Below are 26,174 nucleotides of genomic sequence, written 5' to 3' on the forward strand. Positions count from 1 at the left end.
TAGAATAACCTGCAGGAATGAGAGATCAGCGAGAGTTAGATTAGAATTTGATGAGAAAATGAAGAGAATGCTCATTTAACAGGTATTCATTGTCCATCTAATTGAAAAAGATGACCCCTAAACTAAGAATCATCTCTCTAAAGCAGTTTAACACGATAACTATATTTAATGGGTTCTTTGCAAAAGGTTAATCCTCGTCCTCATCCCAAGTCACCGAACGAATCGCTCCCGAGATGGCATTCACCTGCACAATGGCTTCCCGGCCATCCTCCAGATCAATTTCAACCAGATAATATGGATTCCCACTGTTGGTTCCACGCAGTTCGATGTCGTCCACTTCTCCCGGGACCTCCGCAAGTGCCTTCTGCTTGGCTTGTTTCTCGCTCAGAAACTGAGGTTTTGGATCATCCTTTGTCGGTTCAGTTGTTGGCGCTGCTATTGTTTTGGAAGATATCGTCTCTCCGGTATATGGATCAATCGTGAGTTCTTCACGGCTGTTATCCTTCGCCTTCATGACCGCGGTGTATACCGGACTGCCTTGCTGCTCCACAAGTTCTAGAGAGACCAGTTGGTCATCCGTTTGTTGTTTTAACAACGCCGTCTTGATCTGTTCGCGGCTCCATAACGTCTTCTCTTCCGCTTGCGGGTTGGACTCCAGCCGTTTGATGGAATTCACGGTAGCCGTGACGGCATCCACCTGCACGTCATATAGTCCGGTCTCCGAACGGAGCTGCATGATGTATGTTCCGTCTTTCAACGTGGAATTCACAATCTCACCTGGATATTGATCCAGCACCGATTGGGCTGCCGCATCTGCCGTAAGTACCGCACCACTCGATTGCCAAGGCTTCCACCACCCAACAGCTACCACAATCAGCACAAGGAGAAGCCCTGAACCCCACCAGAGTGATCTTCGAGATTTGGCCCATCCACTGTTCGCCTGTTCATGCCGTTTCATTTCCGGTGGTTGCTGCTCATGCTCTGTCATCAAGTTTCCCCCTTATAGCTCTCCCCATAGCCCGAGTTCATCTGTTATATATTCGGTCTGAGTTTAGTTTCCAATGCTACTACATAAAATGAACTAATCTTTTACACAGTAACGGAGAGGACAGAAAAAACCTGAAAAAGCGAAGCTACAAGCTTTCTGCAAGAAAGCTACTTCGAAAGCATACACTTCGCCTGAAAGCTTTCTGAAAGAAAGCTGCATCGAAAGCATACGCTATCCACGGATTTTCCCCTTGAGAAAAGGGAATCAAAAAATCTGGGGATAACAGCGATTGGAAGGTTGTTCTGTCATCGTAGTGTCAGTGTGAACAATCTTTAGTTCAGTTTATATAGTATATAAGAGAAGAATGAGAATTTCATGAGAGCGGCCCGTTCTGAACGGATATTGGCAAAATAATTGAAGCCTCGGTGCCTTCACCCTCGGTACTGCTCAATTCAATCCGTGCTCCCACTGCACCTGCCAGTTCTTTGGCAAGTGACAATCCCAGACCTGAACCGCTTGCGCCCAAGCTGCGTGTTCTGGCCGGATCAACCCGGTAGAATCGATCAAATACCTTCTCCAGCTCGTCCTCCCGCATACCAATCCCGGTATCCATGATCCGAATTCGGCACTCTTGCCCCTTGGCTTCCAGCCTGACTTCAATTGCATCTTCACTATACTTCCGGGCATTATCCAGCAAAATAAACAAAAGCTGCTTCAGCTTGCTCTCATCGCTGATCGCCCAGATTGAACCTGGATCTTCACACCGGACTTCGCGGTGATAGGCTTCGCGAAACGCACGTGTGGAGTCTGTTGCCAGTCTCGTAATATCCACACGCTCCAACTGTACATTCCACTGCTCTGGCTGCTTCGCGAGCAGTAGCAGTTGCTCGGTCATCTCTCGCATGCGAACCGATTCGGACAGAATCGCTTCCACCGCTTCATCAAATACCTCGGGCCGCTCTTTTCCTCGCCGCTGTAGCAGACTAGCGTAGCTCTCAATAATGGTCAGCGGTGTTTTGAGTTCATGAGATGCATCGGATACAAATCGTTCTTGTCGTTCAAAGTTGGATTCGAGTAGATCCATCATCCGGTTAAACGTCTGTCCCATCGTTTTCAGTTCATCTTTCGATCCTTCCTCCAATGGAAGACGCTTGAATTGGCCGCTGGACTGAATGTCACTCATCGTGCGTGTCATCTGCTGAATCGGTCTGGTCATCCGATTCGCCAGAATCCGACTGGAGATAATGGCTGGGATCAGAGCAATAATCGTGACCGCCACAAGCACAGTCCGAAGTACAGACAGACGATTCTCCGTCTCTGCAATGCTCTCGGTGACCTGTACATTCACCACCTCGCCATCAGGCCAGATGACCGGGACTGATACCCACACATAACCAATCTGTTCAACTTGGGTATACTCCGATTTCTTCTCACTTTCGTACTTATAAGGCAGCTTGCTCAGCTGCTCGGAAGCTGCTGTTGTTGTCACCGGGGAACTGGTGCCGTCTTCATTAACAATCCGGAGCATGCCGTTCACAGGCGCGTAGGCCCGTAACAAGTCATCCGGCGGAATGGAGCCGGCAGACTGACGCACTCCTTTGACAATAGACTCCGCTTCCGCTTCCACCCGATTAACCTCGTTATCAATCGACATTCGTTCAAACACGATGTAGACCGACAGGTTCACCGCGATTAACAGCACAGCAAATAATACAGACGAATATCCGTAGATTTTACTGCGCAGGCTCATAACTGTTCCTTCAGGACGTATCCTACGCCCCGTACGGTATGTATTAAGGGTGGTGTGAATCCGTTATCCACCTTTTTGCGCACATAACGGATGTACACATCCACCACATTGGTATCTCCATAATAATCGTATCCCCACACGGCCTGCACAATCTGGTCACGACTGAGCACCTGACGTTGATTCTGAAGCAGATACACGAGCAGGTCGAACTCACGTGGAGTAAGCTCAATGGCCACACCATCTCGGGATACCTCTCGCGTTCCTTCATTTAGTTTCAACCCGGCAGCCGTCAACCAGCCCGCCTCAGCTTCATCCTGATGCCCAGAAGAGTCATTCCCCATATCAGCAGGTGTAGAAGAAGAAGCGGAAGAAACAACAGACGCCACTGCACTAAGCCGCAATGCAGCCCGAACTCGGGCAAGCAGCTCTTCAATCTGGAAGGGCTTGGTGATGTAGTCATTGGCTCCTAGATCCAGGCCGGATACTTTGTCTTCTACAGAATCTTTGGCAGTGAGCATAATGATCGGAACCGTAGCATCTTTGGCCCGAACTCGCCGCAACACTTCAATTCCACTCAGACCAGGCAACATCACATCCAGCAGAATCAGATCCCACTGTCCTTCAGCATACTTCTCCAGTCCTTCTGTTCCACTACCAGCCTTGCCCACCTGATACCCCTCATACTGTAGTTCCAGTTCCAGCAGACGTGCTATTTTGGGCTCATCCTCTATGACCAGCACGGCTTCGTTCATGCAGCGCTCCCCCTCATCCCCATCATTTCATTCTCCCGTTATCTTACAATAACATCTACAATTTGCCCAAAGCATCTTCAACCGGATGCTCCCCGGCAATTAGATCAAAGGCCATCCGGTACGTCTTCTCTTCCTGCAAAGAAGCCACGATTACGCGGGCTACATCTTCACGCGGGATGCTTCCCGGCTCCAGATCGGTTCCAACTGCAATCTTGCCTGTGCCCGGTTCATTCTTGAGACCACCTGGACGTATAATCGTGTAATTGAGATCACTTGCAAACAATGCACGATCCGCATAATGTTTCGCCACGTAATAAGGCTTAATGGACTCAGACCATTTCTCCCGTTGATCTGCGCCATACGCACTAACCAGAATATATCTGGAGATTCCTTGCTGCTCTGCGGCTTCCATCGTTTTCACCGCACCGTCGAGATCGATAAGCAGTGTTTTGTCCTGACCGGTAGATCCGCCAGAACCCGCCGTAAACACAATGGCATTATGATCCTTCATTGCCTCAGCCAAATCCTCTACACTACCCTCCAGGTCACCAATCACCACATCTGCACCGAGTTCCTTCAGTGCATCCGCCTGCTCCGGTTTGCGGATCATAGCCGTTACTTTATGTTTGCCTTCCTGTGCCAGCTGCTCCACCACAAACTTACCGATTTGCCCATTTGCTCCTATAACTAAAACGTTCATACGTCATTCTCCTCTCAGTTGAACGGATGGCTTGTTGTTGCTTCCCGTTCCTTTTATTTAAAGATGCTCATCCTATAATTTAAACGAAAGCCGGCGCTTCTAAGCGCCGGCTTCATGTCCATGCCTGTTCAGTACCTCTATGAAATGTGAAGGATTCCATCGTTCCATTAATATGCCATATCCCCTAGGTACTTTATACGCGACCTCACATCGACCACTTCTGCCGCACCTTTTTCATCTGAATATCTGTTATTCTTTGTAATGGTGACAACCAAAAAGGACGCCCAAAAGGGCGCCCTTGAATGGCATTAAGATTAGTAAGCCAGTGCGAACAAACCGTGAATGTGAGCCAGGTAACGGATGTTACTTGCTTCTTTCATCATGGTTGCAGGCAGACCTTTCAGACGAGTCTGGTTGCCACCGATCATGCCGACAGCATCTTTACGACCCAGACTTCCCAGCGTACCGGAGAATACTGGTGTGAAGGATTCCATTGCGCCACCTTTGAACATAACGCCCAAGTTGTGACCAATAGTCTCACCCATTTGCCAAGCCAATTGTGCTGTTGGAGGGTAAGGGCGAGCGCCTTCGCTAGGGAAGACCACTGCGCTGTCACCAGCAACAAACACGTCTTTGTGAGAAGTAGATTGCAGAACTTCCGTAACTTTCGCACGGCCACGATCCACTTCAATTCCGCTGTTAGCAACAACAGCGTTGCCTTGTACGCCACCTGTCCATACGAGTGTGTTCGTAGGGATGGAGCTGCCGTCTTTCAGCAGAACTTCGTTTTCTTTCATCTCGGTAATCGCTACGCCAACGATGAAGTTAACGCCACGTTTCTCAAGACTTGATTTAGCACGTTCAACCAGCTCTGGCGGGAATCCTGCCAGGATGGAAGGACCTGCTTCAACTGTGTACAGGGATACTTCTTTGAAGTCGATGCCTTTTTCTTGACATACTGCAGGAAGCAGGTCAGCGAATTCGCCAACAAGCTCAATACCTGTCAAGCCGCCGCCACCAATAACAAACGTAGCGTCTGCTTTGTTGCCGGACTGTTTGTAAGCATCAAGACGTGCTTCAACGTGTGCACGAATACGGTTTGCATCGCTAACCGATTTGAGCGTGAAGCTGTACTCTTGCAATCCCGGAATTCCGAAGAATGCCGTTTCGCTGCCCAAGGCAACGACAAGTGCATCGTAAGAGTATGTGGAGCCGCTGGTCATCAGAACTTTTTTCTCGTCCGGCTTGATTGTATCCACCGTATCGATTTTCAAGTTCACGTTTTTCCCACGCAGCAATTTTTCGAGTGGAAGAGCGACTGCTTGTTCAGCAATGCTTCCCGCTGCAAGACGGTGCAGTTCCGTGATAATTTGGTGTGTAGGGTAACGGTTCACGACAGTAATTGTCGCTTCTTCCGGAGACAAGTATTGACGCGCAGTCAATGCAGTCAACAGACCGCCGTAACCTCCACCCAAGATCAAAATTTGCTTCGACATATCCATCCTCCGTTCTTCTAAGTCTTAACGTTTCGGTTGTTGACGCTCGTTCAAGATGCTCAAGAAAGATTGAGCAAAACGAAGCGATTGTTGTACGTTTGGATCTTTAAGCATTTTCAGCATAGCGAACAAGCCAACTGAAGTTTGCTCTGTTTGCGCACGGTCATTGGCTTCGATGGCAGCAGAAGCTACACCTTTAGCTTTGTCTACAACAGGCTTAGCGAACTCGCCCATTGCGCTCATTGTGTCGCTGATCAGAACTTTGTCTGTTGCTACACTTTGTGCAAAGTCATAAGCTTTTGTCATAGCAGTAACCATTTCAGCCAATTTAGGCAGGTTCTCCACCAGAACGGTTAAAGACTCCTGTACCTCAGGCTTCATCAGTTGATCCAGAACGTCCAAGGACTGGCGCTCGGAAACGTTGGCACCTTCTGTAACTGGCACCTCTTGTTGAGTAGGCGATTGTGACATAAGAGAAAGTCCTCCTTTACTTTGGGATAGAAGTCCGCGACTTTCATGATGCCTGTCAAGCAGAGCCGAACCACAAAATACATCGAATACATTTAAATGTACCAAATTTCACACAATAGGATGAGCGTAGCTCATGGCCACTCCCATATCATGCATTGTATCTTGGATCTATTGCGGACAACATGTGTTGACGCACAAAACGACAAGCAGGCCGAAACCGAACTCTATACCCTTATATTACACCTCTTACACATGAACATGAAAAAGAAATTTTTTACACTTGTGAAGATATTGTGAACATTGTAACAAAATCGATTTTTTTGTCAACCCATGAAGGCAAGCTAACGCCGCCGATCCTCCTGTCCAAGATCCGTATTCCTACCACATGTGGTATTAAGACAAGATCACATATGACCAGATGTGCGATATGTACACAAGGAAGGATTCGTTTATCCAAATGTTCAGGAATTGTTTTCCAATATCACGATAATCATGCAACGAAATTGGTCACTGTCGTTATTATGCAGCGTTGGGCTCAGCCTTATTCCATCATTGGGACATCTTTTCTATTTCAAGTATGAACCTCTTGCGTCACGAATGCAAAACTTGGAACAAAGCCATTGCGTTTAGAATGCGGACATCCCGGTTAATAAGGACTACACCAGAAACGAAGGAGATGTTCGATATGAGTAATTCAACTGGCGACAAAATCAAAGCAGGCGTAAACAAGGCCAAAGGCGAAGTGAAGGATCAGATCGGTAATGCAACAAACAACAGATCCCTTCAGGCTGAGGGTAAAAAAGACAAAGCCAAAGGTGCTGTACAGGATAAAATTGCCGACATTAAAAAAGATCATCACTAGATCCTTTTAATGTGAGGTCCAACAGCACGAAAATTTCGTGCAATAGATTATTTTAAAATAGCCTGACCGTCCGTGTTCGGAAGCTATCCGAAAATGAGACGGAGGCGCAAAAAAGCCAAGGAAGGTGTTACTCAATACACCCTTCCCTGGCTTTTTTTGTGCATTTTATACTGCTGGAACTGCGTATCTTGCCATATCGATAATGAAACTGCGCGTTTCCCTTGTTGTATGGTATTCACGGCTGAACTGTCTGACCCATTCGGGATGTTCCTGATACCAACGGAAGGTTTTTTCCAATCCCTTTTCCAACGTGGTTTGTGGTAACCAACCCAATTCCGCTCGCAATCTGCCTGAATGTACGACCAGACTCGACCCTCTGGACTGGGTTGGTTCTTGCTCCCGGATCTCTACAGCAGCTACGGATCGATCCATTGGTTTCAATATCTCCCCTATTTCCTGCATGGTTGTTCCAAGCCCTGTCGATATGTTGTAGACCTGTCCGTCTTTGCCTTTCAGCATGATCTGTTCAATGGCCCGGAGGGCATCATCTACATACAAGAAATCACGCACTGCCGATCCCTGGATATCCAGAGGCAGTCCGTCCAACATCCGACCAAAATTTCGGGGAATAATACGGTCTGGCAACTGCCATGGACCATAGAGGTTGGTCAAACGAAAGAGTTTGACTGGAAGCTGGTAACATTGAGCATAGGAGTGAGCCAGCATTTCACACGCGACTTTGGACGCGGAATAAGGAGAGACGGGTGCATACGGATCTGATTCATGATAGACTCTGCCCCAATCGCCGCCATACACTTCAACGGATGAAGCCAGCAAGACTGGAATGTGATGTTCTGTAGCATATTGCAGGATAGACTGTGTGCTGAGTGTATTATTGCGGAAAACTTCCCCTGGCTGATGATACGAATAATCCACGTGTGGCATGGCCGCCAGATGGATTATGTAATCTGTTCCTGGAGGTAGATGAATCCGGTCCGATGCAAGGTCACAACAGATGAACGGCATCTCGTGCAGAGGAGAGATATGAACCAGCCTCTGACAATAATCATCCCGATCCAGAAGGGTAATTCGATGCCCCTTTTGCGCCAAATACTGTGAAAGATTAAATCCCACAAATCCAGAAGCCCCTGTAATCACAATGTTCACACACGATTCCCCCTTGCGATTTATACAACGAGTGCATTGAAGAGAGTTTATGTACTGAGTATACCCTTAAAATGATACATTTTGTATCATTTTACAATTGTTTTTTGTTCGTCCTTGAGGTTATCGGGTAATTTATAGTGAGGTGATGTGAGATGAATGAACGGAAAAAGGACATAGAGACGTTATTCCTTCAGGATGACGGTGTAATTCCCAATCATCCGACCCTGCCTGTGCTTTTGTATAAGAATGTATGGGCTGAAGAGGCCCTTCACGCAGAATCGTTGCTGAACCGTAATGGATGGGGAAATAGCTGGTTGAATGGTGTGTTCAATTATCATCATTATCATAGTAATGCTCATGAGGCTCTTGCTGTGGTGAGTGGATTCGTGAAACTGATTTTAGGCGGAGAAAATGGTCAGAAAGTTTACCTTCAAACAGGCGACGTTGTCGTGCTTCCCGCTGGAACAGGGCATAAACGTCTGGAGTCCAGCACTGATTTTCGTATTGCCGGTGCTTATCCGGGCGGCATGAGTTACAACACACGCACAGGTGAGGAAGACGATCGTGCCAAGGCTCTTCAGGAAATCCGAAAGGTTCCGATCCCGGTTACCGATCCGGTCTATGGACAGCACGGACCGCTACTAGAAATCTGGAATGGGAAGAAATCATAACAGATATGGAGATAATCAAGAAGCATGTTATTGGACAATGCACAGGAGAAGTCGTTCCAGTAATCAAGCATGAAAAATAGACTGTTCCCCGGACAAGTAGGAGTCATGCCGGAGTACAGTCTATATGTTTTTTCTAATTTCTAATCTATCGCACGCCAGCAAATTTTAGTTCCGCTCCATACTCGCAAGTCGGATACTGTAGTACCTCATCGCATGTGGCCTACCTTCCATCTCAGGTAATTTATAAATACCAAACAGATATACCACTGTACCCCGAAACTAGGAGGAGATCGATTTTCCAGAGGGTTGATTCAGATCATGCAGATCTTCACCATCTGACGATGAACGGGTAAAATGTCGCTCCAGTTTGCGGCTTGCCCACAGGGATACCGCAATGAACAGCAATACACCTACCCAGCGTATTGGGTGCTCCAGAAATTGTTCCACATTGGAACCGATATACGTAACAGAGAAGATCATGATCGCTTTACCACAGCCCACCGCAAGCAGGAAAGATAATAATCGCATTCGCGCGATACCTGCCGCCACGTTGATAATGACAAACGGACCTACCGGGAAGATACTCAGCAAAAAAACATAACTGAATGCATTCCTTCGAATCCATACCATGCTGCGTTGCACACGAGGTTTGCGTGCCCATCGCTCTACAAAAGCGGATTTCCCAATCTCCCGTACGATCAGGAATGTAACGGTACAACCGAGCACCATGCCGATCCATGAATATATAAATCCTGCCCACAGACCGTATACCGCACCGTTTACGCCCACAATCAACAGCGTTGGAAGCGGTGGTACAAATGATTTCATAAACGTAAGCAAAATTCCCGGTAACGGGCCCAGGGAGCGAAACTTCTCCAGCCAGAAACGAATATTTTCTTCCGTAATATATGACATAATGTCCAATGCTGCCGGGGTCATCTGCATCCATCCAATCTATACAGTCTAAGTTCTCAGGTTTGATGTTCACTATACATCATTCATATGGATGATGAAGCTTCTTTAGCAACTCCCTCCCAGTATAACGTACATCTTCGATGAACACTGTTGTCAATTTGAAGAAATTATTGCACAGCAAACTCACTTCCCACCCAAATCAAAATTAAATCAAAAAAGCACACCTCGACCTCTGTGGTCTTGGTGTGCTCTTCATATCGAAACCCCAATCCATCTTCGGGGGCATTTATCCTTCTTCCAGCTGCGCTTCCTGCATGGCCAGTTCAATCAATTCTGCCTGATGTGCAGCATTCCATTCGGGAATACCGGAATGCATGAACTCTTCGGCATCCATCGCTGCTTTGGACTGGTTGCACAGATTACAGGCGCAGACACAGTTGAGCGGGGTGGTATGTCCACCTTTGGCACGCGGTAGCAGATGGTCAATCGTATCTCCATACGATCCACAGAAGTAACAGGTGTAGTGATCCCGAGTCAGAATATACCGCTTGAAATCCTTGTTGCTGAACAATCGGCGAATCGTGTACCGATTCACCACCACAGCGGCTTTTTCCTTCACTAGCGTGACCGCAAGCTCCATGTCCACTTCCTGATGCCAGCGTCTGCCCTTGTCCGTCTTCCCCCTCATCCGTACCATGCCTTGACGGTTGGTCCGGAGCGAAGCCGGATCTTCCGGGTCGATAGCTACCGGGGCCGACGGGGTCTGGCGGCGGGGACGGCCATCCGTGCCAGCCCCGTGACTACGGCTGGCGTGCGCGGGTCGCTGCCCGGATGCACCGCGGGCAGTGTCTTCGCCGTTCGCCTTGGGCGCACGCTCTTTGCGCGCCTGGCGCGGCTTGGACCCTGGCGAGCCCGGCTGGCGCACGGGCGCAGGAGGCCCTGCCTCCGCAGCAGCCCCCGGCGCTTGCCCGGGCTCGCGCCCGGTGGCGGCAGGCTGTGCCTCCGCCGCCGCAGGTGCAGCGACCGTGGTGGCAGCGCCACGGTCGCTCAGGGCCGGCGCATGGGCCTCAGCAGCTACGCTGCGGGCCTGCCCTGCGCCGGGCGCGAGCGCGGCAGCACGCTTGCGGCGCCGCTTGCGCTTGCGTTTGGCTGCGGTCGGTTGATCCGCAGCCATGGGCTCTGCTGCCGGGCCTTGCGGCTCAGCCGGCAGCAGAGCCTGGTGGGCCGCCGCAGCTTGCTCGGCGGCCTGCCCTGCAGCGGCTGCTCGCGCGCCAGCCCGCTGTGCACTGCCCTTCTCATTCGCAGCAGCATGACCCTGCGAATGCCCTTCCACACGCCAGTGCTCACCTGGCTGTGGCTTATCTCCTACCTCACCCGCCAAACCATCATGCTCCAGACTCGTCTCTCTCAGCTCATTGCCCGTTATGCTCTCTGAACGCTTGCTCTTTCTCCGTCTTCTCCTCTTCTTCCGAATACCCGAAGAAGAGGGTGAGGAAGTCACCAAGTCAGCATGTTCATCGTCATTCGAAGATGACGAGTCTACTGACGGTTGAGACACCAGACTTCTGTCAGACTCAGCCAACGTAGCAGATCCCTGCTCCATACCATGGGAGGCACGACCTACCTCATTTCTCGCAGATGCAGAGGGGCTTGTAGTAACAGCACGTGTCTCCAAGCCATCCCGTTGACGCTCCATCCGTTCATTCGTTCGCCCGCTCACGCTTGAACCCGCATCGTGATCAGCCTGTCCGCCAAGCTGGCGACAGCTGCGGCAGGCTCCCCGCCTGGCTCCGGGACCTGCCCGCTTTCCGGTTCTGCGCCGGAATTCGGACATCGGCCGCTGTTGTCCGCAATACATACACGTTTTGCTCAGTCGCGCTTCTTGTTCCGTCTTTCCTTGCCGGAAAGGGGCTGGACCCGTCTCCATGTTGTCACCTCGGTTCCGTATGAATCCGGTTTCTTTCTATTGTATCACATCTGCTCGTGAACACCCTCATGGCCATAGGCCTCATAATCTTTCGAGTTGTACTCCTGTGTCTGTTCACTGCATTCGTGAAGAATGTGTTCCACATATTCCAATATATCCTGCATCGGTCTCCCGCATTTTTCGCATGTTGTCATTATATTCACCTTAATCCTGTTATCCATAATGTATTATCGTTCCGCCTTATGATTACCCCTCATACATGAAAAAGAAACACTCGTTCCCCACATCCAGCATATCTGTATAGACGAAAAAACCGCTCCCTGCTCTCCCCTAAGGTCGACCAAGAAACGGTTTATTATTCCTGTGTTGGAAATACATCTTATCAAACGTCCAGTTGGCCCGAGTTCTGTTGTGGGACCAGTCGTGGTTTGGGTTTTGGCAGATTGCCAAAGATGACCCATGCATATGGAACAAACCTTGCCGTCAATCCAACGACGATCCACGAAGCGATTAGAGCTACACCGAATCCTCCGGCATACCATAGATGCACTAACCACGATACTCCTGTTTGAGGTGGATAATTCCGATACACCAGCAGGAAGAATGGATGAATCAGATAGATACCAAAGGACAATGCCCCAAGCCGATTCAGCGGCTTGACGATGAGTGACGGCCCTTTGCGATAGAGCAGATAGGCAATCTGGATAAGCACCAGCGCACAAGCAAAGGTATGCACATTCCAGAAGAATTCATACCACAGTGTGTTATACGTTGCGATCTTCAGACGTAGCAGGTAATAGATATACACATGGCCAAGCCCAGCAATGATCCATACCGCCCAGAGCAGAATCCATGAAGCTACGCGTCCTTTGGTTGCATTGGCTAGACTGATAACAAACCATTGCTTGATTTTAGGGAAGTACACTCCGATAAAAGCACCTAGCATGAAATAGGAGAAGTACGAAAACGCCCAGCTTCCCTTGTTGGGTACCTGGAATCCATATTTATTACTTACGATAAATGCCCATTGAATCAATAGTCCAATCGGAACAGACCATTTCACCACAGAAGGATATTTCTTAAGCAACCATAACACCAATGGGAATAACAGATAAAATTGCATGTTAATAAACACAAAGTACAGATGAGTATATGCCTTACCTGTAAACAATTTCGTGATAAAACTTACTGCCGATTCGCCGAAAGGTCGGCCCTGATAATGCGTGAAATGTAGCAAAACAAAATACATCAATGAAAACAGGAAGTACGGAAGCAAAATATACACAAATCTTTTCTTGTAAAAGTTACTCACAAGTTTCTTATCCAGCGGACGAGAATAATAGTTATAGAACAGCACAAAACTGCTCATAAAAATAAAGGTTGGCGTACCATATTTCATAAAGATATTAATAAAATTGTACAGCCAGTAGTAGCCTGAGCCCGTCATGTCCACCGTCGCATAGGACGTGGAATGCACGCTGAGTACGCCGATAATCGCCAAGGCACGAACCAGGTTCAGCTCTGGAATTCGCTCTCTTTTCAGTGTTTCACTCATTTTAAAGTTTCTCCTTAATGTGTTCGTCAATATGTCAGATATGACTTAATACAATAAAGCTCTCTATCTATTAAAAGCCATAATGCTTAAGATGGATAGTCCATTTTCTTAACAATTCCTAAATTTTCAACACATTTCACACTATTTTCATGTCTATATATGTAAAAAAGACCGCGAGTACGCGGTCTGTGGAACATCCTGCTCTCAACCAAATGAATATTGGATCAACCGGATGAGAATGGTAAATTTGGGTTTGGGCATGCATCCCGCCCTGACTGAGTCTACTTCGCACGACTCGCCAGAATCTGTTTATACACGTCAATAGCTGCCTGTCTCGATGCCTTCAGATCAACAATGGCATCCTTGCGTGGCTGATGGATGTCCTTGCTATGCAGATCCTTCAATTCAGGCAACCACTTGCGAATATAATCACCTTGCGGATCATACTTCTCGGATTGTGTTACCGGATTGTTCACGCGAAAATACGGAGCCGCATTCTCCCCAAGCGAGGCACACCATAACCAGTTACCTCGGTTTTGAATGTTATCATAGTCACGCAGCTTACGCCTGAAATAAGCTTCGCCCAAGGTGAATGGGCATTGCAGGTTTTTGGTGAGAAACATCGCCGTGAGAATCCGCAGCCGGTTTGGCATATGTCCGGTTTCATTCAGTTCCGTCATCGCTGCATCAATAATCGGAATGCCTGTCTCCGCCTTGCACCACCGTTCAAAGTAATCATCATGGAGAGCCGAGAGATCGTACACCTTTTCATATGTAAAATAGTGACTCTCATAGACCGCCCGATACAGATAGAAGTCGCGGAAGCACAACTGCCTGATCCATTCCCCCGCCTCTGCCGTGCGACTCGCCGCATCATACATTTTACGAATGGATACAGCTCCCACAGCTACGTAAGAACTGAGATGACTCGGCTCGTACGCCTCATATTCATCCCGATGATCCCCATATTCAGCAATTCGATCCGACAAAAATTGATCCAACAGCAGATGCGGGTCCTCGTCATTCGAACCAATGCCCTCCAGCAACTCCGGAGGTACCTGCATTGCATCCGGCCATTCAATCTGACGATCACTCACCTTCAACGCTGCAACCGTTGTTGCCGAAGGAGGGTTGGGATGTTCATTCATGAATTCCACCCACCGCCGATGGAAAGCCGCAAATACCTTATATGGCTCCGACTTGCCTGTAAAATTGGCAAATCCATTCAGATCCATCAGCAGATGATCCGTCAGTTGTGTGAACGTAACCTCGTGCGCCTCACTGACTTTGCGCATAGCCCTATCCCGCTCGATTGCATATGGCGTCATGTCCCGATGGACCACAATCTCGTTAATCTCACCTTTGAATTCGTTCAGGATGAATTCAACCACTTCAGCCGGTTTGCCGTAAGCAACATGCAGTTTTCGTTTGGCTTCAAGATACTGTCTGCCTAATTCCGCTGCGTGCTGCCTGAAATTCACACCGCTGTGTTCCTTCTCTCGGCCTTGCCGCAGGAGGAATGAATCATAGATGAGAACATGCACACTCTCTTCTTGGTGTTCCCGCAAATAATCGAATGCGGCCAGATCATCCGTACGCAAATCTTTGCGGTGTATGAATAGCTTCATGCTCACCCTCCTGTCTGAACTTACATTACATACGTTTATTTGTCCGTCAGGTTCTTATATAACCTGCTTGTTTCGGGCTCGGGCTGATACCCCAGATCCTCATTTAATGTCAATGTAAATGAATGATACAAACGAAGTATGCCTTGCTGATCATCCATAGATGCATACACTTCCATCATGAGTCGGCAGATCTCTTCCGAATACGGTTCCCGTTCCTGTAATATCGTTAATTGCTCAATCGCTTCCTTGCCACGACCATGCTCCATGTCCCATCTCGCGATATCCATAACCAGCGCTGTATACTTGCGTCTGAGTTCCCTTGCTTTGGCCTGTGCCCAACGATAATCATGTTCTTCCAGATAATCACCACGATAAAGCGGAATCATATGTCTCAAGTCATCGACATTGTCGGATGTGATGACATGGTAAACCATGGATTTTTCAAATTGATCCACATCACTTACCAGATTGCCTGATAACAGACGATAACGGTTCATATTGTACTCCAGCTTGCCTGTCATGTTCCATTCCTTAAGCAGCTTTCGAATCTGGTACACGGAAGTATGTAGATGGGTTAATCCCTTTTCCTGGGAAACATCACCCCATAGCTTATCCAGCAGAATCTCCTTGCTTACCCATTCTTCCCTGTGATGAAACAAAAAAGCAAACAATTCCTGTGATTTGGTTGTGCGCCACTTATGTTTCTTGGCACCCTGATCCAAGCTTCTGTAGATATCCAGATGTTTGAACGTAAGCAGCCCCGGAACTTCAGTATCCAACTCCACAGGTACAGGTTCAGATCCCTGTACCTCGGCGGTGGCTGCAACTTGAGAATTATGCGACATTATGCCCGCGATTCGATCAACGGTTTTGGCCAATCGGGTCGAGCTGACCGGTTTCAGTACATAATCCAGTGCATGCAGCTCAAATGCTTCCACTGCATGGTCCGCATAAGCCGTAACAAAGATAATACGAATACTCTGATCCAATTGCTGTATATATTCAGCCGCTTCCAGGCCATTCATCTCGGGCATTCCAATGTCCAAAAATACAACATCTACACGTTCCTTTGCCAGAAAATGAAGACCATCACGAGCTGTTGAAAAACATTGCACGGGTGTAATTCGTCCGTCCGTTCGTAGTAGTCGCTCCAGATGAAGCTGCGCTGGCTTCTCATCATCGATCACAATGGCTCTCACCGTTCTTTCAGCCTCCTGCCATGAAAGATTCAATAGGAATACCGATTTTATCGGCATCCGCTTATTAGTCTGTTAACCATAATTGCTTCACTCGGCACACTAATTGGAATAATTCACCTTTTGCACGGGGATACGGAATCGGATCTGCGTGCCTTTACCCACATGGCTATGAATCTCCAGCCCCTGACCATAGAGAGACATCAGGCGACGGTTTATATTTTGCAGCCCCACACCTCCCGGACCTTCGGTACGCCCAGACTTGACCTGAGCCATACGCTCAGGAGGGATACCTACACCATCATCCTGGACCTGTACGACTACATGCTCGCTCTCTTGGAAAATCCTAAGATGAACTGTCCCGCCGGCTGCCCGCTCCATCACGCCGTGGCGAATGGCGTTCTCCACAAGAGGCTGAATACTGAGTGGTGGCAGATACAGATGTACGTCCGATTCCACCTCATACTCAACCACCAGTCTTTCCTCAAATCTCGCCTGTTCCAGATGCACATAAGACTCCACCAATTCCAGCTCTTTGGTCAAAGGAACAAGCTGCTCCCTGTTCTGGAAGTCAAAACTTCCGCGCAGGTAATGACTCAATTCAATCAGCAGATCGGTTGCTTTGTCCGGATTCACTGCACAGGTTGCGATAATAACATTGAGTGCATTATATAGAAAGTGTGGCTTGATCTGGGCCTGCAAAAAGGCCATTTCGGTCCGAATAGCCTCCTGCACAGAACTCCGCATCTCAATTAACGTCCGAACTCTGGCGCGCAATTCACCGGCATCCACCGGTTTGCTCAGGAAGTCATTGGCTCCCGCTTGGAATCCGTGTTTGATATCCTCAGGCAACCCACGGGCGGTCAGCATCAGAATCGGCAACTCCGACAAGGAACTGTGCTCGCGCAGTTTGCGACATAACTCAAGTCCGGACATCTTAGGCATCATCCAGTCTGTAATAACAAGATCAATGGACGGGAACTCCTCACGGAGTTTCAATGCAGTGGACCCGCTGTCCGCTGCAATCACACGATACCGCTCCGTCGACAATAGGTTAAGCAATACCTGTCGATTCACGGGGTCATCGTCTACAATCAGAATCGTATGCTCCGCTTCCGTAAGATCATCCTGCTCATCTGACTCTCTTGTCACAAGCTCCTTCGCCCCTGCCCCCTGTGCAGCAACATATCGGGCGGCAGCTGGTTTCGAATGAGTTTGCAAAAGTGGCATCTTCATAACAGGCAGGGTGAAATGAAAGGTCGAACCTTGCCCCGGCTCCGATTCAACCCAGATCTCACCACCGCCAAGCTCAACGAGTTTTCGCGTAATACTCAGACCCAGTCCGGTTCCATTATTCAATCGCTCAATCGTGCCGTTACTCTGCTCATACGCCTGGAAGATATCCTCCTGTTTGTCCAAGGCAATGCCTACCCCTGTATCAGCGACCGATACCTTCACCCAGTCCCCTTCAACGCTGGCGTACAATCGAATCTCACCCTGCTCAGTGTACTTATAGGCGTTACCCAGCAAGTTATACAGAACTTGCCTTAGGCGATCTTCGTCTGCCTCAACAAGTGGCAAAGACTGGGGCCATTGTTGAATCAATATAACCGGCTTGTCCTCAAACGTGAAACCCGAGACTTCAACCACAGTACGAGCAACGGATTCCAGATCAACAGCTACCCGTTTTAACTCGATCTCACTATTTTTTAATTTGGCAAAATCCAAAATATCGTTAACCAGCAGTGAAAGGCGCTTCCCGGTTGAAGTAATCATGGAGAGATTTTTCGCTTGCTTGGGCGTGACTGCTCCAGCCGCCCCTTCCAGCATGGATTGCGCAATATTAATGATGCCATGCAGGGGAGTTCGTAGCTCATGAGACGTATTCGCCATGAACTCGTCCTTCAGGCTGTCGATGGCCAGCAAACGCTCCGACAGAGCTTCCACGTCTCGGAATGATTGTGCAAAGCGGATTGCGGTCACAATCATCTGGGCAAATACAAATAATAAAAGTTCAATCAGCGCAAAGAACGCTGTGTCTAGGGTAGTGAACGCACCAAGCGTATATAACACAACAACCATGAGTATGCTCATCATACTCACCAGTGCAAAGTGGCTGTCATTCGGCCGTCCTTTCAACCAATAGAAAATGGCTCGCAGCGTATATAACATGACAACAAGTGAGATCAGTAACATGGGAAGCTCAAGAGACGAGAAAAGCGTTGGAGGAAGCGTAAGACCCACAATAGTCTGGGTAACGATTAGCACTACAGCCAGACGAACAAACCACTGATGAACTGCTCCTGGTACACGGGCATCCATATACCGAAGCAAAAAATAATAGGCAAAGGCTGAACTAAGGAGCTGAATCCGAAGTATCTCATTATTGGTCAGGAACGGTACAAACGTACCCAGTAACTTCTCCCCATGTGTCAGAGCGTACACCGCACCAGAAAGGCTGAATAATCCGAGAAAACGAAGCTCCTTCTCCGTACGTCGTAATCTGAACAGAAGTAGAAAAAAGGCGGCTGGCAAGATAAAACCGAATAAGGCCATCAGATCCCTGAGCCAATCTTGTTGCTGACTTTTCAGAATACTATGCTCGTCTCCAAACAAAATGGGCGCTACTATGCCCCCGGACGAGTAACTATAATTTGATACTTGAATGATAATGTCAGCCGTATTGCCCTCAATGGACGTGAATCCTGTAAAGGGCAGATTTAATTGTATATCTGTTGCCCTAGTCTTTCCTGGCAGGCCTTTGCCACCAATCTCTTTCCCATCGATAAATACCCGGTGGGCCATGCGTATATTCTGTGTGCGTATACCATAATCATTTTTCATCGTCCGGGGTGTAAGCTGAACTTGCAAATGATAGGTTCCATACCCATGGGCCTGCCCCAAAGATTTGTTCCATCGGGCAGGAACTTGAGTGCCCGACGAAGCCGGCAAAGGCTTGCGACCGGATACACTTGCTTCAATATCTGCCGGGCTCAGCAACTGCCCAGGGTAGAAATCCCAGACACCCTTTAGAGACGCTGCACCCTTGCGATCAAAGTTCCATTGGGTCAGGTCAATTTTCCCCTCTGAAGCTTGAGGGTTAATCCGCTCGCTAATTAACGTCTGGGCGATCCAACCCAGCGGAACAATGACAATGCATATGAAACTTATGGTCAGCATAATCCAGTGTTTTCTCATCTATGTATTCCTTCCATTCACAATGGCGAGAGACGTCTAATTTTGTCGATTTATCACTATAATTCATGTTACACGTTTCTGGTGCTCACGGAAATAGTTTCCGTATCAAAATCGGTCAAATTCGTTATAATTTGACCGATTTCTATCTTTTCCACCAGCTCTTGGTACACCAAGGAACCCCAGGCCGAATTTCACCGGAAAGAACGGGCGAAATGACCTGGGGTTGATTGAATGAAGATTTATTTAACAACTTGGGCAAGCTTCTGAACGATTCCGGCCCATCCCTGTTCCATACGTTCGCGTACGATAGCGTGGGCCTGTCCAAACTCGGTCAGTTTATCCGCATCCCAACCGCTGTGAATCAGTGTGAAATCCGTACCTTCGGGCTGTTCATTCAGTTGGAACGTCAACGTCCAGTCCTTCCCCCAGCGGAATGACAGCTTGTGCAGCGGAAGAACTTCCGTCACCTGACACGGTGATTGACCGAAGGGGCCTGCTTCCAATATAAACTCGTGACCTTCCACGGGTTCCAGATTGCTTGGCATGAACCAGGTTTTCAGTCCCTGCTCGGTCGAGACCATCTCCCACACTTTCTCTACAGGTGCATGGAGCATAATTTCCTGCCGAATATCTGGCAGTGCACTTGATGAACTTGATGATGAATCCATTCGAATCACCTCCTTATACATATCATTTCGTATAACTACCGAATAGAAGTTGACCTCCGCTTTATCCACACCCTATAATTGGAACATATTACATAAAAGGTGCGTGATTCCTATGATAGTCTGCTCTGAAAAATCCAATTCCAACCGTTGCCGGAAGGGATAATCCTGCTCATTCCCCTTCCACGTTTTTATTTTAATACATTTACATGTGGGGGATACCTATACCATGTCATTCAGTTATTACGGTCCATTATGCACCGCCGTTTATGATCTCACGAAACCTGTGGGACACTCCTTGGGAGGAGACATTGAATTCTATCGCCATTATCTTCAGCGCTGCAATGGACGTATCCTTGAAGCCATGTCAGGATCAGGCCGAGTGCTCATTCCTTTGCTTGAAGCAGGCTTGAAGGTGGATGGAATTGATTATTCAATGGATATGATCAACTCTTGCCGTTCTCGTTGTATGGAGCGGGCATTACCCATGCCTGAGCTGTTCGTTGCCGATCTGGAGAAGCTTGACCTTCTATATCGATACGAGGCAATTATCATTCCCGGAGGTTCTCTGCTCCTCATCCAAGACAGACAGGCGTCGATTAACGCATTACGTAATCTATTTCAGCATTTAGAACCTGGCGGCAGGCTCGTGTTTGATCTGTTTCTGCCCGATGTGACACAACCCTCTTCTGTAGAAACATCAACCGTTTCATTACCCGATGGTGATACGATCACGGTAGAAGTGAAAACCATTGAAGTGAACCTTCTACAACAGTACAAAGTGAGTCTGATCCGTTACGAACAATGGCATCAGGGTGCTCTTGTTGCTACGGAGCTGCAACAACTTACCTTGCGTTGGTACGGCATAGAAGAGTTACGCCTAATTCTCGAACACATTGGTTTCTCTGACATTAAAGTGTACGCCGACTTTAACCCGGATCAACCACCTACACAGTCGAATCAAAAATTCGTCTATGAAGCGACTCGAAGAGCGTAGTAATCCGTAATTGAATGGATATGCTGATGCTTCTCACTATAAAAAAATTAGGCCACAGCAAATGTTATCCCCTGCTGTGGCCTATTTTACTATATAAAATTTGCAATAACATTTACATGAGAACGCAGAGGGCAGAAATAGCCTGAAGAAGCGGAGCTACAAGCTTTCTGCAAGAAAGCTACATCGAAAGCATACACTTCGCCTTTATCCTCAGATCGGAAGGTTATTCTGTCATCGGAGTGGCAAGTGTAAATGTTAGTGCAAGTTAGTATCCACGAGAATATTGCTCCGCAATGGCAGCTTGATCCTTACTGACACCCAGTTCCAGAGCCGCATGGTTCGCCCAGTACGGGTCACGCAGCATGCCTCTGCCAACGGCAACCAGATCCGCATCACCGTTTCCGATCACCGCTTGAGCCAACGCTGCATCCTCCAGCATACCCACTGCGATTACAGGAACGTTCAGTTCTTCACGGAAACGACGGGCAAATGGTACCTGATACCCCGGATAGTTCCCCGGTTTCCGCTGTCCGGAAGGACCTTCGCCACCTGAACTGATATGGAACATGTCCACGCCTGCATCTTGGTAGGCACGAGCGATATTGATGGTGTGGTCGATATCGTATCCACCATCCGCGTATTCTACAGCCGAAATCCGCAAAATCAGCGGCATATCTGCTGGCATTTCTTTTTTCACTGCACGAATGACTTCAACGCCAAAACGGGACAGATCCTGCCCATATACATCCTCACGATGGTTCATCAGCGGGGAATGGAACTGGTGGATCAGGTATCCATGTGCACCGTGCAGCTCAATGGTATCTACTCCAGCCTGCACTGCGCGGCGAACACCGTCTGCGAACTTCTGTACCATGGCTTCTACCTCTTCCGTGCTTAATGCACGAGGCTCCTTGTACTTTTCTCCCGGGAATGTAACTACCGATGGGGCAACCGGCTGCGGTGCATCCTCTGCTTTTCGTCCCGCATGTGCGATCTGAATAGCTACTTTGGAGCCGTAGGCATGAATTCCATCTACAAGTTTGGTGAAGGCAGGCACATGCTCATCTGACCATATCCCCAAGTCATTATCGGTAATACGTCCATCCGGATCTACATCGGTCATCTCGATTACAATTAGTCCTGTTCCTCCAACCGCACGGCTCACATAGTGAACCTGATGCCAATCGTTCGGAATGCCATCCTTCGCAGTGACAGAATATTGGCACATCGGTGCCATGACGACACGGTTATTTAATTGTAGGCTCTTGAATTGATAGGGCGAAAATAATTGTTCAGTCATTAATGTTACATCTCCTGTTCCATGATCATGATATATATGAACTCTTACTTATTTGTCTAAGTCCGAAAACAGTTTTCCGTTCTTGCCGTAATTGTCCTTCTCCAAATCCTCAATGAAGATAAAGACTTTGCTCGGATCAACATCCAGTGTCTCACAAGCCACCTGAGTCATACGTTCAATCAACTGACGTTTCTGTTCGACCGACTTGCCTTCCAGTACCTTAACCGTGATAAATGGCATGTCTTGAACACATCCTTTCTTCATCATTTATTATGAACCTCAGTTATAGAAATACAAGTACGTACATTTTTGTGACCTAGTACCCTTTTTGATACCTAGAAATCCTCATATTTCGGATCTGCCCCATTCTGGAAATGACTGCAAAACATGATATGATAACCGTAGAGAACCACAATAATTACTATACCCAATTTACATAAGTTGTGACTAACGGTACACGATAACGGAGAGGGCAGAAATAACCTGTAGAAGCGGAGCTAAAAGCTTTCTGCAAGAAAGCTGCATCGAAAGCATACGCTATCCTCAGATTTTCACCTTTGTAAAAGTGGATCAAAAAAATCTGGGGATAACAGCGATCAGAAGGTTATTCTGGCCTCGTAGTGGATCAGTGTAAAACAAGTAGTTCAACTTATATACTACTCAAGCTAGGGAGAGGTTATATATGAAAGATATATTAATTCAAAGACTGAGTACTTATGTTCAGATGGATACCCAATCCGATGAAAATAGCGAGACATGCCCTTCCACACCCGGCCAACTGGCCTTGGGCAAACTGCTCGTTGAAGAATGTACATCCATTGGTCTGCAAGATGTAACGATGGATGAGAACGGTTATGTCATGGCTACACTGCCATCCAATACCGATAAGGATGTTCCCGTAATTGGTTTCCTGGCTCACCTCGATACAGCGACCGACTTTACTGGCAAAAATGTAAAACCACAGGTTATCGATAACTATGACGGTGCTGATATTGTGTTGAACTCGGAACTGGATGTAGTACTGTCCAACAAGGATTTCCCAGAACTGCACGAGTATAAGGGCCACACGCTGATCACAACCGACGGTACAACATTGCTTGGTGCAGACAATAAGGCAGGCATTGCTGAGATCATGACGGCGATGGCCTATCTGATTGAGCACCCGGAAGTGAAACACGGTAAGATTCGGGTTGCTTTTACCCCGGATGAAGAGATTGGCCGTGGACCGCACAAGTTTGACGTAGCTGCTTTTGGAGCCAAATATGCTTACACAGTTGATGGCGGACCGCTTGGCGAGCTGGAATACGAGAGCTTTAACGCAGCCGCCGCCAAAATTACCGTACGAGGCACCAATGTGCATCCCGGAACAGCGAAGGATAAGATGGTGAACTCCCTGAAAATTGCGATGGAATTGAATCGACGCCTGCCTGTGGAGGAAGCTCCTGAATTCACGGACGGTTATGATGGCTTCTACCATCTGTTGTCTCTGGAGGGTGATGTTGAGCTGACAAAGATGAGTTACATCATCCGTGATTTCGACCGGGAGAAGTTTGAAGAGCGCAAAACAAATCTGCTCCATATCGCAAACGAACTGAAGACCAAGTATGGAGAGAAAAGCATCACGGTTGAATTGAATGACCAGTACTATAACATGCGCGAGAAAATTGAACCCGTACGCCAGATCGTCGATATTGCCCATGAAGCCATGACCCGACTGGACATCGAACCTGTTATTCGTCCCATCCGGGGAGGAACAGATGGTTCCCAACTATCCTATATGGGCATGCCAACACCAAATATCTTCACTGGTGGTGAGAACTACCACGGCAAATTCGAATATGTATCGGTAGACAATATGGTGAAGGCCACCCGTGTTATTGTAGAGATCGCTCAATTGTTCGAACAACGCGGAGATATCTAATCCACTTGAAGTGCAGAGCAAAAAGAGCACCCCTTGGTATATTCGGGAGGGTGCTCTTTGTTGTGCCGTATTGTATTTTATTGTGTCGCGTCATGTCGCTTAGATATGCAGGCTTGGGCTTTATTTTAAAATACCATCACTCATATATATTGCCTCCTGCGATGACGCGCAACTGTTCCAGATCACAGATCACTAGCTTTCGCTGCACTTTGCGAATAATATCTCGATTACACAGATCTTGAACAACTCTATTAAGATGTCTATAGCTGGTGCCCAGCATATCGGCCAGTTCGGTGAGCTTGGAGGTCTGGATCTCTTCCGAAGAAGACTCGTCCTGGCCCATTGTGGACAACAGATAGCTGGCAAATCGGCTCTCGACCGGATATAACATATTCAGACTCGACAGGTTGGAAAAGGTATACAATTTGTGCGTAACTTGACTCAGCATAAAGTGGAGAAACTTAGGGTTCTCTGCATACGTATTCTGGAGAGCGCGATAGCCGATACCCAGCAGCAGGCTTTTGCTCACAGACTCTACCGTATTCATAGCCTCCTTGCCATTCACCAGTTCCAAATCTCCCACAAGCGCAAGGGGTGTACTGAAACGAAGCAACAGAGACTTGCCGTTAGGCAGGGTGGTATAGATCTTGAGCTTGCCCTGCACGAGAAAATACAACCGCTCGGGTCGTTCACCTTTGGTACATATCATCTCGCCCTTCGCAGCCTCAAGTAGTCGCAACTCAGCGAGCGCAGGCTCGTCCAGCACCTGATCCAACCCGTTCTCACGGGCGAGTTGCCGCACAAGTCCAAAGTCCATAATTTCTTTCATTCCGACTTCCCTCCGTTGCCCTATATAATGTACACAAAAGGACACATGTCCTATATTTGATATACATCCGTACAAATATCTTGATATAAAAATAGTTACAACTAACACTTATATCCAATAAATCATTTTAGATGGGAAATATTTTAAAATTTAATCATAAAATGTTCATTCTTTCATGCAAAATGCCGTTCACGAAAAGTCATTTCCGTCCGATGAAAGATAGAGCATTCCATAGATCGTTAAAAATAATACATTCAAATATTGAAAGGATGGTCCTCTTCCATGAACGTTGTAGATGCCCTGCTTAAAGTAATGCCTTATATCAGCCTGATCCTCAGAGAACCAGCTAGTTTAACTCTTTACGATCACGAAAAAGTATTAGATGTCATTATGACAGATAAATTTGATCTTGGTTTTGAAAAAGGAATGTCACTCTTGGAATCGTATCAAAACTTTGCCATCTTAAAAAATGGAAGAGAAGCGACCCTTGCTACTCTCTCCAAGGAAGTTTATGGTATCGAACTGGATATTCTGAACATTCCGATCTTTGATGATCACCAGAAAGTTGTTGCTGTTTTCTGTGTATCTTACGACCAATCTAACCAGAACCAACTTGAAGACATTATACAAGAAAATCAAACCATCAATGGTAACCTCGTTGATATGGTGCAACATGTCGCCGCTCATGCCGAAGAATTGCAAGCAACCAGTGAGCAGATCTTGCAGAATACCAGACTTGCTGTTCAGAACTCTTCCCAAATCAACAAAGTAGCCGGGTTCATTCGTGAAATCTCAGAGCAAACCAACTTGCTTGGCCTGAATGCCGCTATTGAAGCCGCTCGTGTTGGTGAAGCTGGTGCCGGCTTCGGTGTGGTTGCTTCCGAAGTACGCAAACTCTCTGTGGATGCCAAACAAGCTACAAGTGACATCGATACCAGTCTGAGAGATGTACAACAGGTCATCAAACAGATGGAAGTTGAAGTCTCCCAGATTGCAGCCTCTTCACAGGAACAAGCTACGCTTGTATCCTCCTTTACGGATGTAATTGAGCAGCTTAATGAAACAGGGGAACGAATGAAAACTCTATCCGAACAACTGATCAGCTATTCCGTTAAAAATTAATCAAAATATATCTTTGATGAACTTTGGCTAGTGCAAAGATACATTTTATATGCAACAAACAGGA

21 protein-coding genes and 1 pseudogene are annotated in these 26,174 nt (G+C 47.6%); 5 read left to right on the forward strand and 17 right to left on the reverse strand.

The window, feature by feature from the left end; translation table 11 throughout:
* Positions 1-187: 187 nt before the first annotated feature.
* The 6 genes from NSQ20_RS30320 to NSQ20_RS30345 all read right to left on the reverse strand — a co-directional run bounded on the left by NSQ20_RS30320 (position 188) and on the right by NSQ20_RS30345 (position 6,157).
* Positions 188-988 carry a PepSY domain-containing protein gene (locus NSQ20_RS30320; RefSeq protein WP_340031441.1) on the reverse strand — a complete coding sequence of 267 codons (801 nt, stop codon included), beginning with the start codon at positions 986-988 and terminating at the stop codon, positions 188-190.
* A 373-nt stretch (positions 989-1,361) separates the two neighbouring features.
* Positions 1,362-2,738, reverse strand: a complete 1,377-nt coding sequence (locus tag NSQ20_RS30325) for an ATP-binding protein (protein WP_340031442.1) — start codon at positions 2,736-2,738, stop codon at positions 1,362-1,364.
* Positions 2,735-3,490, reverse strand: coding sequence for a response regulator transcription factor (locus NSQ20_RS30330; RefSeq protein WP_100528216.1), 756 nt, complete (start codon positions 3,488-3,490; stop codon positions 2,735-2,737). Before NSQ20_RS30330 ends, NSQ20_RS30325 begins: the two co-directional genes overlap by 4 nt.
* Before the next feature lie 55 nt (positions 3,491-3,545).
* Complete coding sequence (locus NSQ20_RS30335) at positions 3,546-4,190, reverse strand: SDR family oxidoreductase (protein WP_340031444.1); 645 nt, start codon at positions 4,188-4,190, stop codon at positions 3,546-3,548.
* Positions 4,191-4,504: 314 nt separating this feature from the next.
* The gene (locus NSQ20_RS30340) at positions 4,505-5,686 is read right to left on the reverse strand and encodes an NAD(P)/FAD-dependent oxidoreductase (RefSeq protein WP_036606574.1); all 1,182 of its coding nucleotides are present in this window, start codon (positions 5,684-5,686) and stop codon (positions 4,505-4,507) included.
* 24 nt (positions 5,687-5,710) lie between these two features.
* Positions 5,711-6,157, reverse strand: coding sequence for a DUF1641 domain-containing protein (locus NSQ20_RS30345; protein ID WP_017691658.1), 447 nt, complete (start codon positions 6,155-6,157; stop codon positions 5,711-5,713).
* 685 nt (positions 6,158-6,842) lie between these two features.
* On the opposite strand from NSQ20_RS30345, the gene NSQ20_RS30350 reads away from it, so the two are divergent.
* Positions 6,843-7,019 (forward strand): CsbD family protein, encoded by a 177-nt coding sequence (locus tag NSQ20_RS30350; protein WP_074092719.1) that lies wholly within the window; start codon positions 6,843-6,845, stop codon positions 7,017-7,019.
* Between the two features lie 165 nt (positions 7,020-7,184).
* On the opposite strand, the gene NSQ20_RS30355 is transcribed toward NSQ20_RS30350, so the two are convergent.
* Positions 7,185-8,186 (reverse strand): NAD-dependent epimerase/dehydratase family protein, encoded by a 1,002-nt coding sequence (locus tag NSQ20_RS30355; protein WP_200868488.1) that lies wholly within the window; start codon positions 8,184-8,186, stop codon positions 7,185-7,187.
* 152 nt (positions 8,187-8,338) lie between these two features.
* Here NSQ20_RS30355 and NSQ20_RS30360 point away from each other — a divergent pair, with 152 nt between their 5' ends.
* The gene (locus tag NSQ20_RS30360) at positions 8,339-8,857 is read left to right on the forward strand and encodes a cupin domain-containing protein (RefSeq protein WP_076320113.1); all 519 of its coding nucleotides are present in this window, start codon (positions 8,339-8,341) and stop codon (positions 8,855-8,857) included.
* Positions 8,858-9,136: 279 nt separating this feature from the next.
* On the opposite strand, the gene NSQ20_RS30365 is transcribed toward NSQ20_RS30360, so the two are convergent.
* From NSQ20_RS30365 to NSQ20_RS30395, 7 genes and pseudogenes are all read right to left on the reverse strand, one after another.
* Entirely contained in the window at positions 9,137-9,796 is a 660-nt protein-coding gene (locus NSQ20_RS30365; protein WP_339284719.1) for a TVP38/TMEM64 family protein, read from the reverse strand.
* Positions 9,797-10,058: 262 nt separating this feature from the next.
* Positions 10,059-10,493 (reverse strand): annotated as a pseudogene (locus tag NSQ20_RS30370) (HNH endonuclease); the annotation flags it as partial.
* A gap of 1,588 nt (positions 10,494-12,081) precedes the next feature.
* Complete coding sequence (locus NSQ20_RS30375; RefSeq protein WP_340031445.1) at positions 12,082-13,254, reverse strand: acyltransferase; 1,173 nt, start codon at positions 13,252-13,254, stop codon at positions 12,082-12,084.
* Between the two features lie 281 nt (positions 13,255-13,535).
* Positions 13,536-14,882: a deoxyribodipyrimidine photo-lyase gene (locus tag NSQ20_RS30380; RefSeq protein WP_340031446.1), complete on the reverse strand. Its 1,347-nt coding sequence runs from the start codon at positions 14,880-14,882 to the stop codon at positions 13,536-13,538.
* A gap of 35 nt (positions 14,883-14,917) precedes the next feature.
* Entirely contained in the window at positions 14,918-16,081 is a 1,164-nt protein-coding gene (locus tag NSQ20_RS30385) for a response regulator (protein WP_340031447.1), read from the reverse strand.
* Positions 16,082-16,180: 99 nt separating this feature from the next.
* On the reverse strand, positions 16,181-19,276 hold the full coding sequence (locus tag NSQ20_RS30390; protein WP_340031448.1) for an ATP-binding protein: 3,096 nt from the start codon (positions 19,274-19,276) through the stop codon (positions 16,181-16,183).
* Positions 19,277-19,515: 239 nt separating this feature from the next.
* A complete protein-coding gene (locus tag NSQ20_RS30395; RefSeq protein WP_036671633.1) occupies positions 19,516-19,944 on the reverse strand; it encodes an SRPBCC domain-containing protein in 429 nt (142 codons plus the stop codon).
* 226 nt (positions 19,945-20,170) lie between these two features.
* Here NSQ20_RS30395 and NSQ20_RS30400 point away from each other — a divergent pair, with 226 nt between their 5' ends.
* Positions 20,171-20,938 carry a class I SAM-dependent methyltransferase gene (locus tag NSQ20_RS30400; protein ID WP_036671634.1) on the forward strand — a complete coding sequence of 256 codons (768 nt, stop codon included), beginning with the start codon at positions 20,171-20,173 and terminating at the stop codon, positions 20,936-20,938.
* A 265-nt stretch (positions 20,939-21,203) separates the two neighbouring features.
* Here NSQ20_RS30400 and NSQ20_RS30405 read toward each other — a convergent pair whose 3' ends face one another.
* Positions 21,204-22,238 carry an NADH:flavin oxidoreductase/NADH oxidase gene (locus tag NSQ20_RS30405; RefSeq protein ID WP_017691643.1) on the reverse strand — a complete coding sequence of 345 codons (1,035 nt, stop codon included), beginning with the start codon at positions 22,236-22,238 and terminating at the stop codon, positions 21,204-21,206.
* Between the two features lie 48 nt (positions 22,239-22,286).
* Positions 22,287-22,478, reverse strand: coding sequence for a 2-hydroxymuconate tautomerase family protein (locus NSQ20_RS30410; RefSeq protein WP_017691642.1), 192 nt, complete (start codon positions 22,476-22,478; stop codon positions 22,287-22,289).
* A gap of 442 nt (positions 22,479-22,920) precedes the next feature.
* Here NSQ20_RS30410 and pepT point away from each other — a divergent pair, with 442 nt between their 5' ends.
* Positions 22,921-24,159, forward strand: a complete 1,239-nt coding sequence (pepT, locus tag NSQ20_RS30415) for a peptidase T (RefSeq protein ID WP_036671635.1) — start codon at positions 22,921-22,923, stop codon at positions 24,157-24,159.
* A gap of 136 nt (positions 24,160-24,295) precedes the next feature.
* Here pepT and NSQ20_RS30420 read toward each other — a convergent pair whose 3' ends face one another.
* Complete coding sequence (locus tag NSQ20_RS30420) at positions 24,296-24,988, reverse strand: cyclic nucleotide-binding domain-containing protein (protein ID WP_036671636.1); 693 nt, start codon at positions 24,986-24,988, stop codon at positions 24,296-24,298.
* Between the two features lie 282 nt (positions 24,989-25,270).
* Between NSQ20_RS30420 and NSQ20_RS30425 the strand changes: the two genes are divergently transcribed.
* Positions 25,271-26,110, forward strand: a complete 840-nt coding sequence (locus NSQ20_RS30425; protein ID WP_036671638.1) for a methyl-accepting chemotaxis protein — start codon at positions 25,271-25,273, stop codon at positions 26,108-26,110.
* Positions 26,111-26,174 lie beyond the last annotated feature (64 nt).

The organism is Paenibacillus sp. FSL K6-1122, from assembly GCF_037977015.1.
Taxonomy (GTDB): Bacteria; Bacillota; Bacilli; order Paenibacillales; family Paenibacillaceae; genus Paenibacillus; species Paenibacillus amylolyticus.

Coding starts and splice junctions, on each gene's coding strand:
- pepT (WP_036671635.1), top strand. CDS start 22,921: ATGAAAGATATATTAATTCAAAGACTGAGTACTTATGTTCAGATGGAT.
- NSQ20_RS30400 (WP_036671634.1), top strand. CDS start 20,171: ATGTCATTCAGTTATTACGGTCCATTATGCACCGCCGTTTATGATCTC.
- NSQ20_RS30410 (WP_017691642.1), bottom strand. CDS start 22,478: ATGCCATTTATCACGGTTAAGGTACTGGAAGGCAAGTCGGTCGAACAG.
- NSQ20_RS30330 (WP_100528216.1), bottom strand. CDS start 3,490: ATGAACGAAGCCGTGCTGGTCATAGAGGATGAGCCCAAAATAGCACGT.
- NSQ20_RS30390 (WP_340031448.1), bottom strand. CDS start 19,276: ATGAGAAAACACTGGATTATGCTGACCATAAGTTTCATATGCATTGTC.
- NSQ20_RS30360 (WP_076320113.1), top strand. CDS start 8,339: ATGAATGAACGGAAAAAGGACATAGAGACGTTATTCCTTCAGGATGAC.
- NSQ20_RS30320 (WP_340031441.1), bottom strand. CDS start 988: ATGACAGAGCATGAGCAGCAACCACCGGAAATGAAACGGCATGAACAG.
- NSQ20_RS30335 (WP_340031444.1), bottom strand. CDS start 4,190: ATGAACGTTTTAGTTATAGGAGCAAATGGGCAAATCGGTAAGTTTGTG.
- NSQ20_RS30405 (WP_017691643.1), bottom strand. CDS start 22,238: ATGACTGAACAATTATTTTCGCCCTATCAATTCAAGAGCCTACAATTA.
- NSQ20_RS30365 (WP_339284719.1), bottom strand. CDS start 9,796: ATGACCCCGGCAGCATTGGACATTATGTCATATATTACGGAAGAAAAT.
- NSQ20_RS30425 (WP_036671638.1), top strand. CDS start 25,271: ATGAACGTTGTAGATGCCCTGCTTAAAGTAATGCCTTATATCAGCCTG.
- NSQ20_RS30350 (WP_074092719.1), top strand. CDS start 6,843: ATGAGTAATTCAACTGGCGACAAAATCAAAGCAGGCGTAAACAAGGCC.
- NSQ20_RS30325 (WP_340031442.1), bottom strand. CDS start 2,738: ATGAGCCTGCGCAGTAAAATCTACGGATATTCGTCTGTATTATTTGCT.
- NSQ20_RS30395 (WP_036671633.1), bottom strand. CDS start 19,944: ATGGATTCATCATCAAGTTCATCAAGTGCACTGCCAGATATTCGGCAG.
- NSQ20_RS30345 (WP_017691658.1), bottom strand. CDS start 6,157: ATGTCACAATCGCCTACTCAACAAGAGGTGCCAGTTACAGAAGGTGCC.
- NSQ20_RS30420 (WP_036671636.1), bottom strand. CDS start 24,988: ATGAAAGAAATTATGGACTTTGGACTTGTGCGGCAACTCGCCCGTGAG.
- NSQ20_RS30380 (WP_340031446.1), bottom strand. CDS start 14,882: ATGAAGCTATTCATACACCGCAAAGATTTGCGTACGGATGATCTGGCC.
- NSQ20_RS30375 (WP_340031445.1), bottom strand. CDS start 13,254: ATGAGTGAAACACTGAAAAGAGAGCGAATTCCAGAGCTGAACCTGGTT.
- NSQ20_RS30340 (WP_036606574.1), bottom strand. CDS start 5,686: ATGTCGAAGCAAATTTTGATCTTGGGTGGAGGTTACGGCGGTCTGTTG.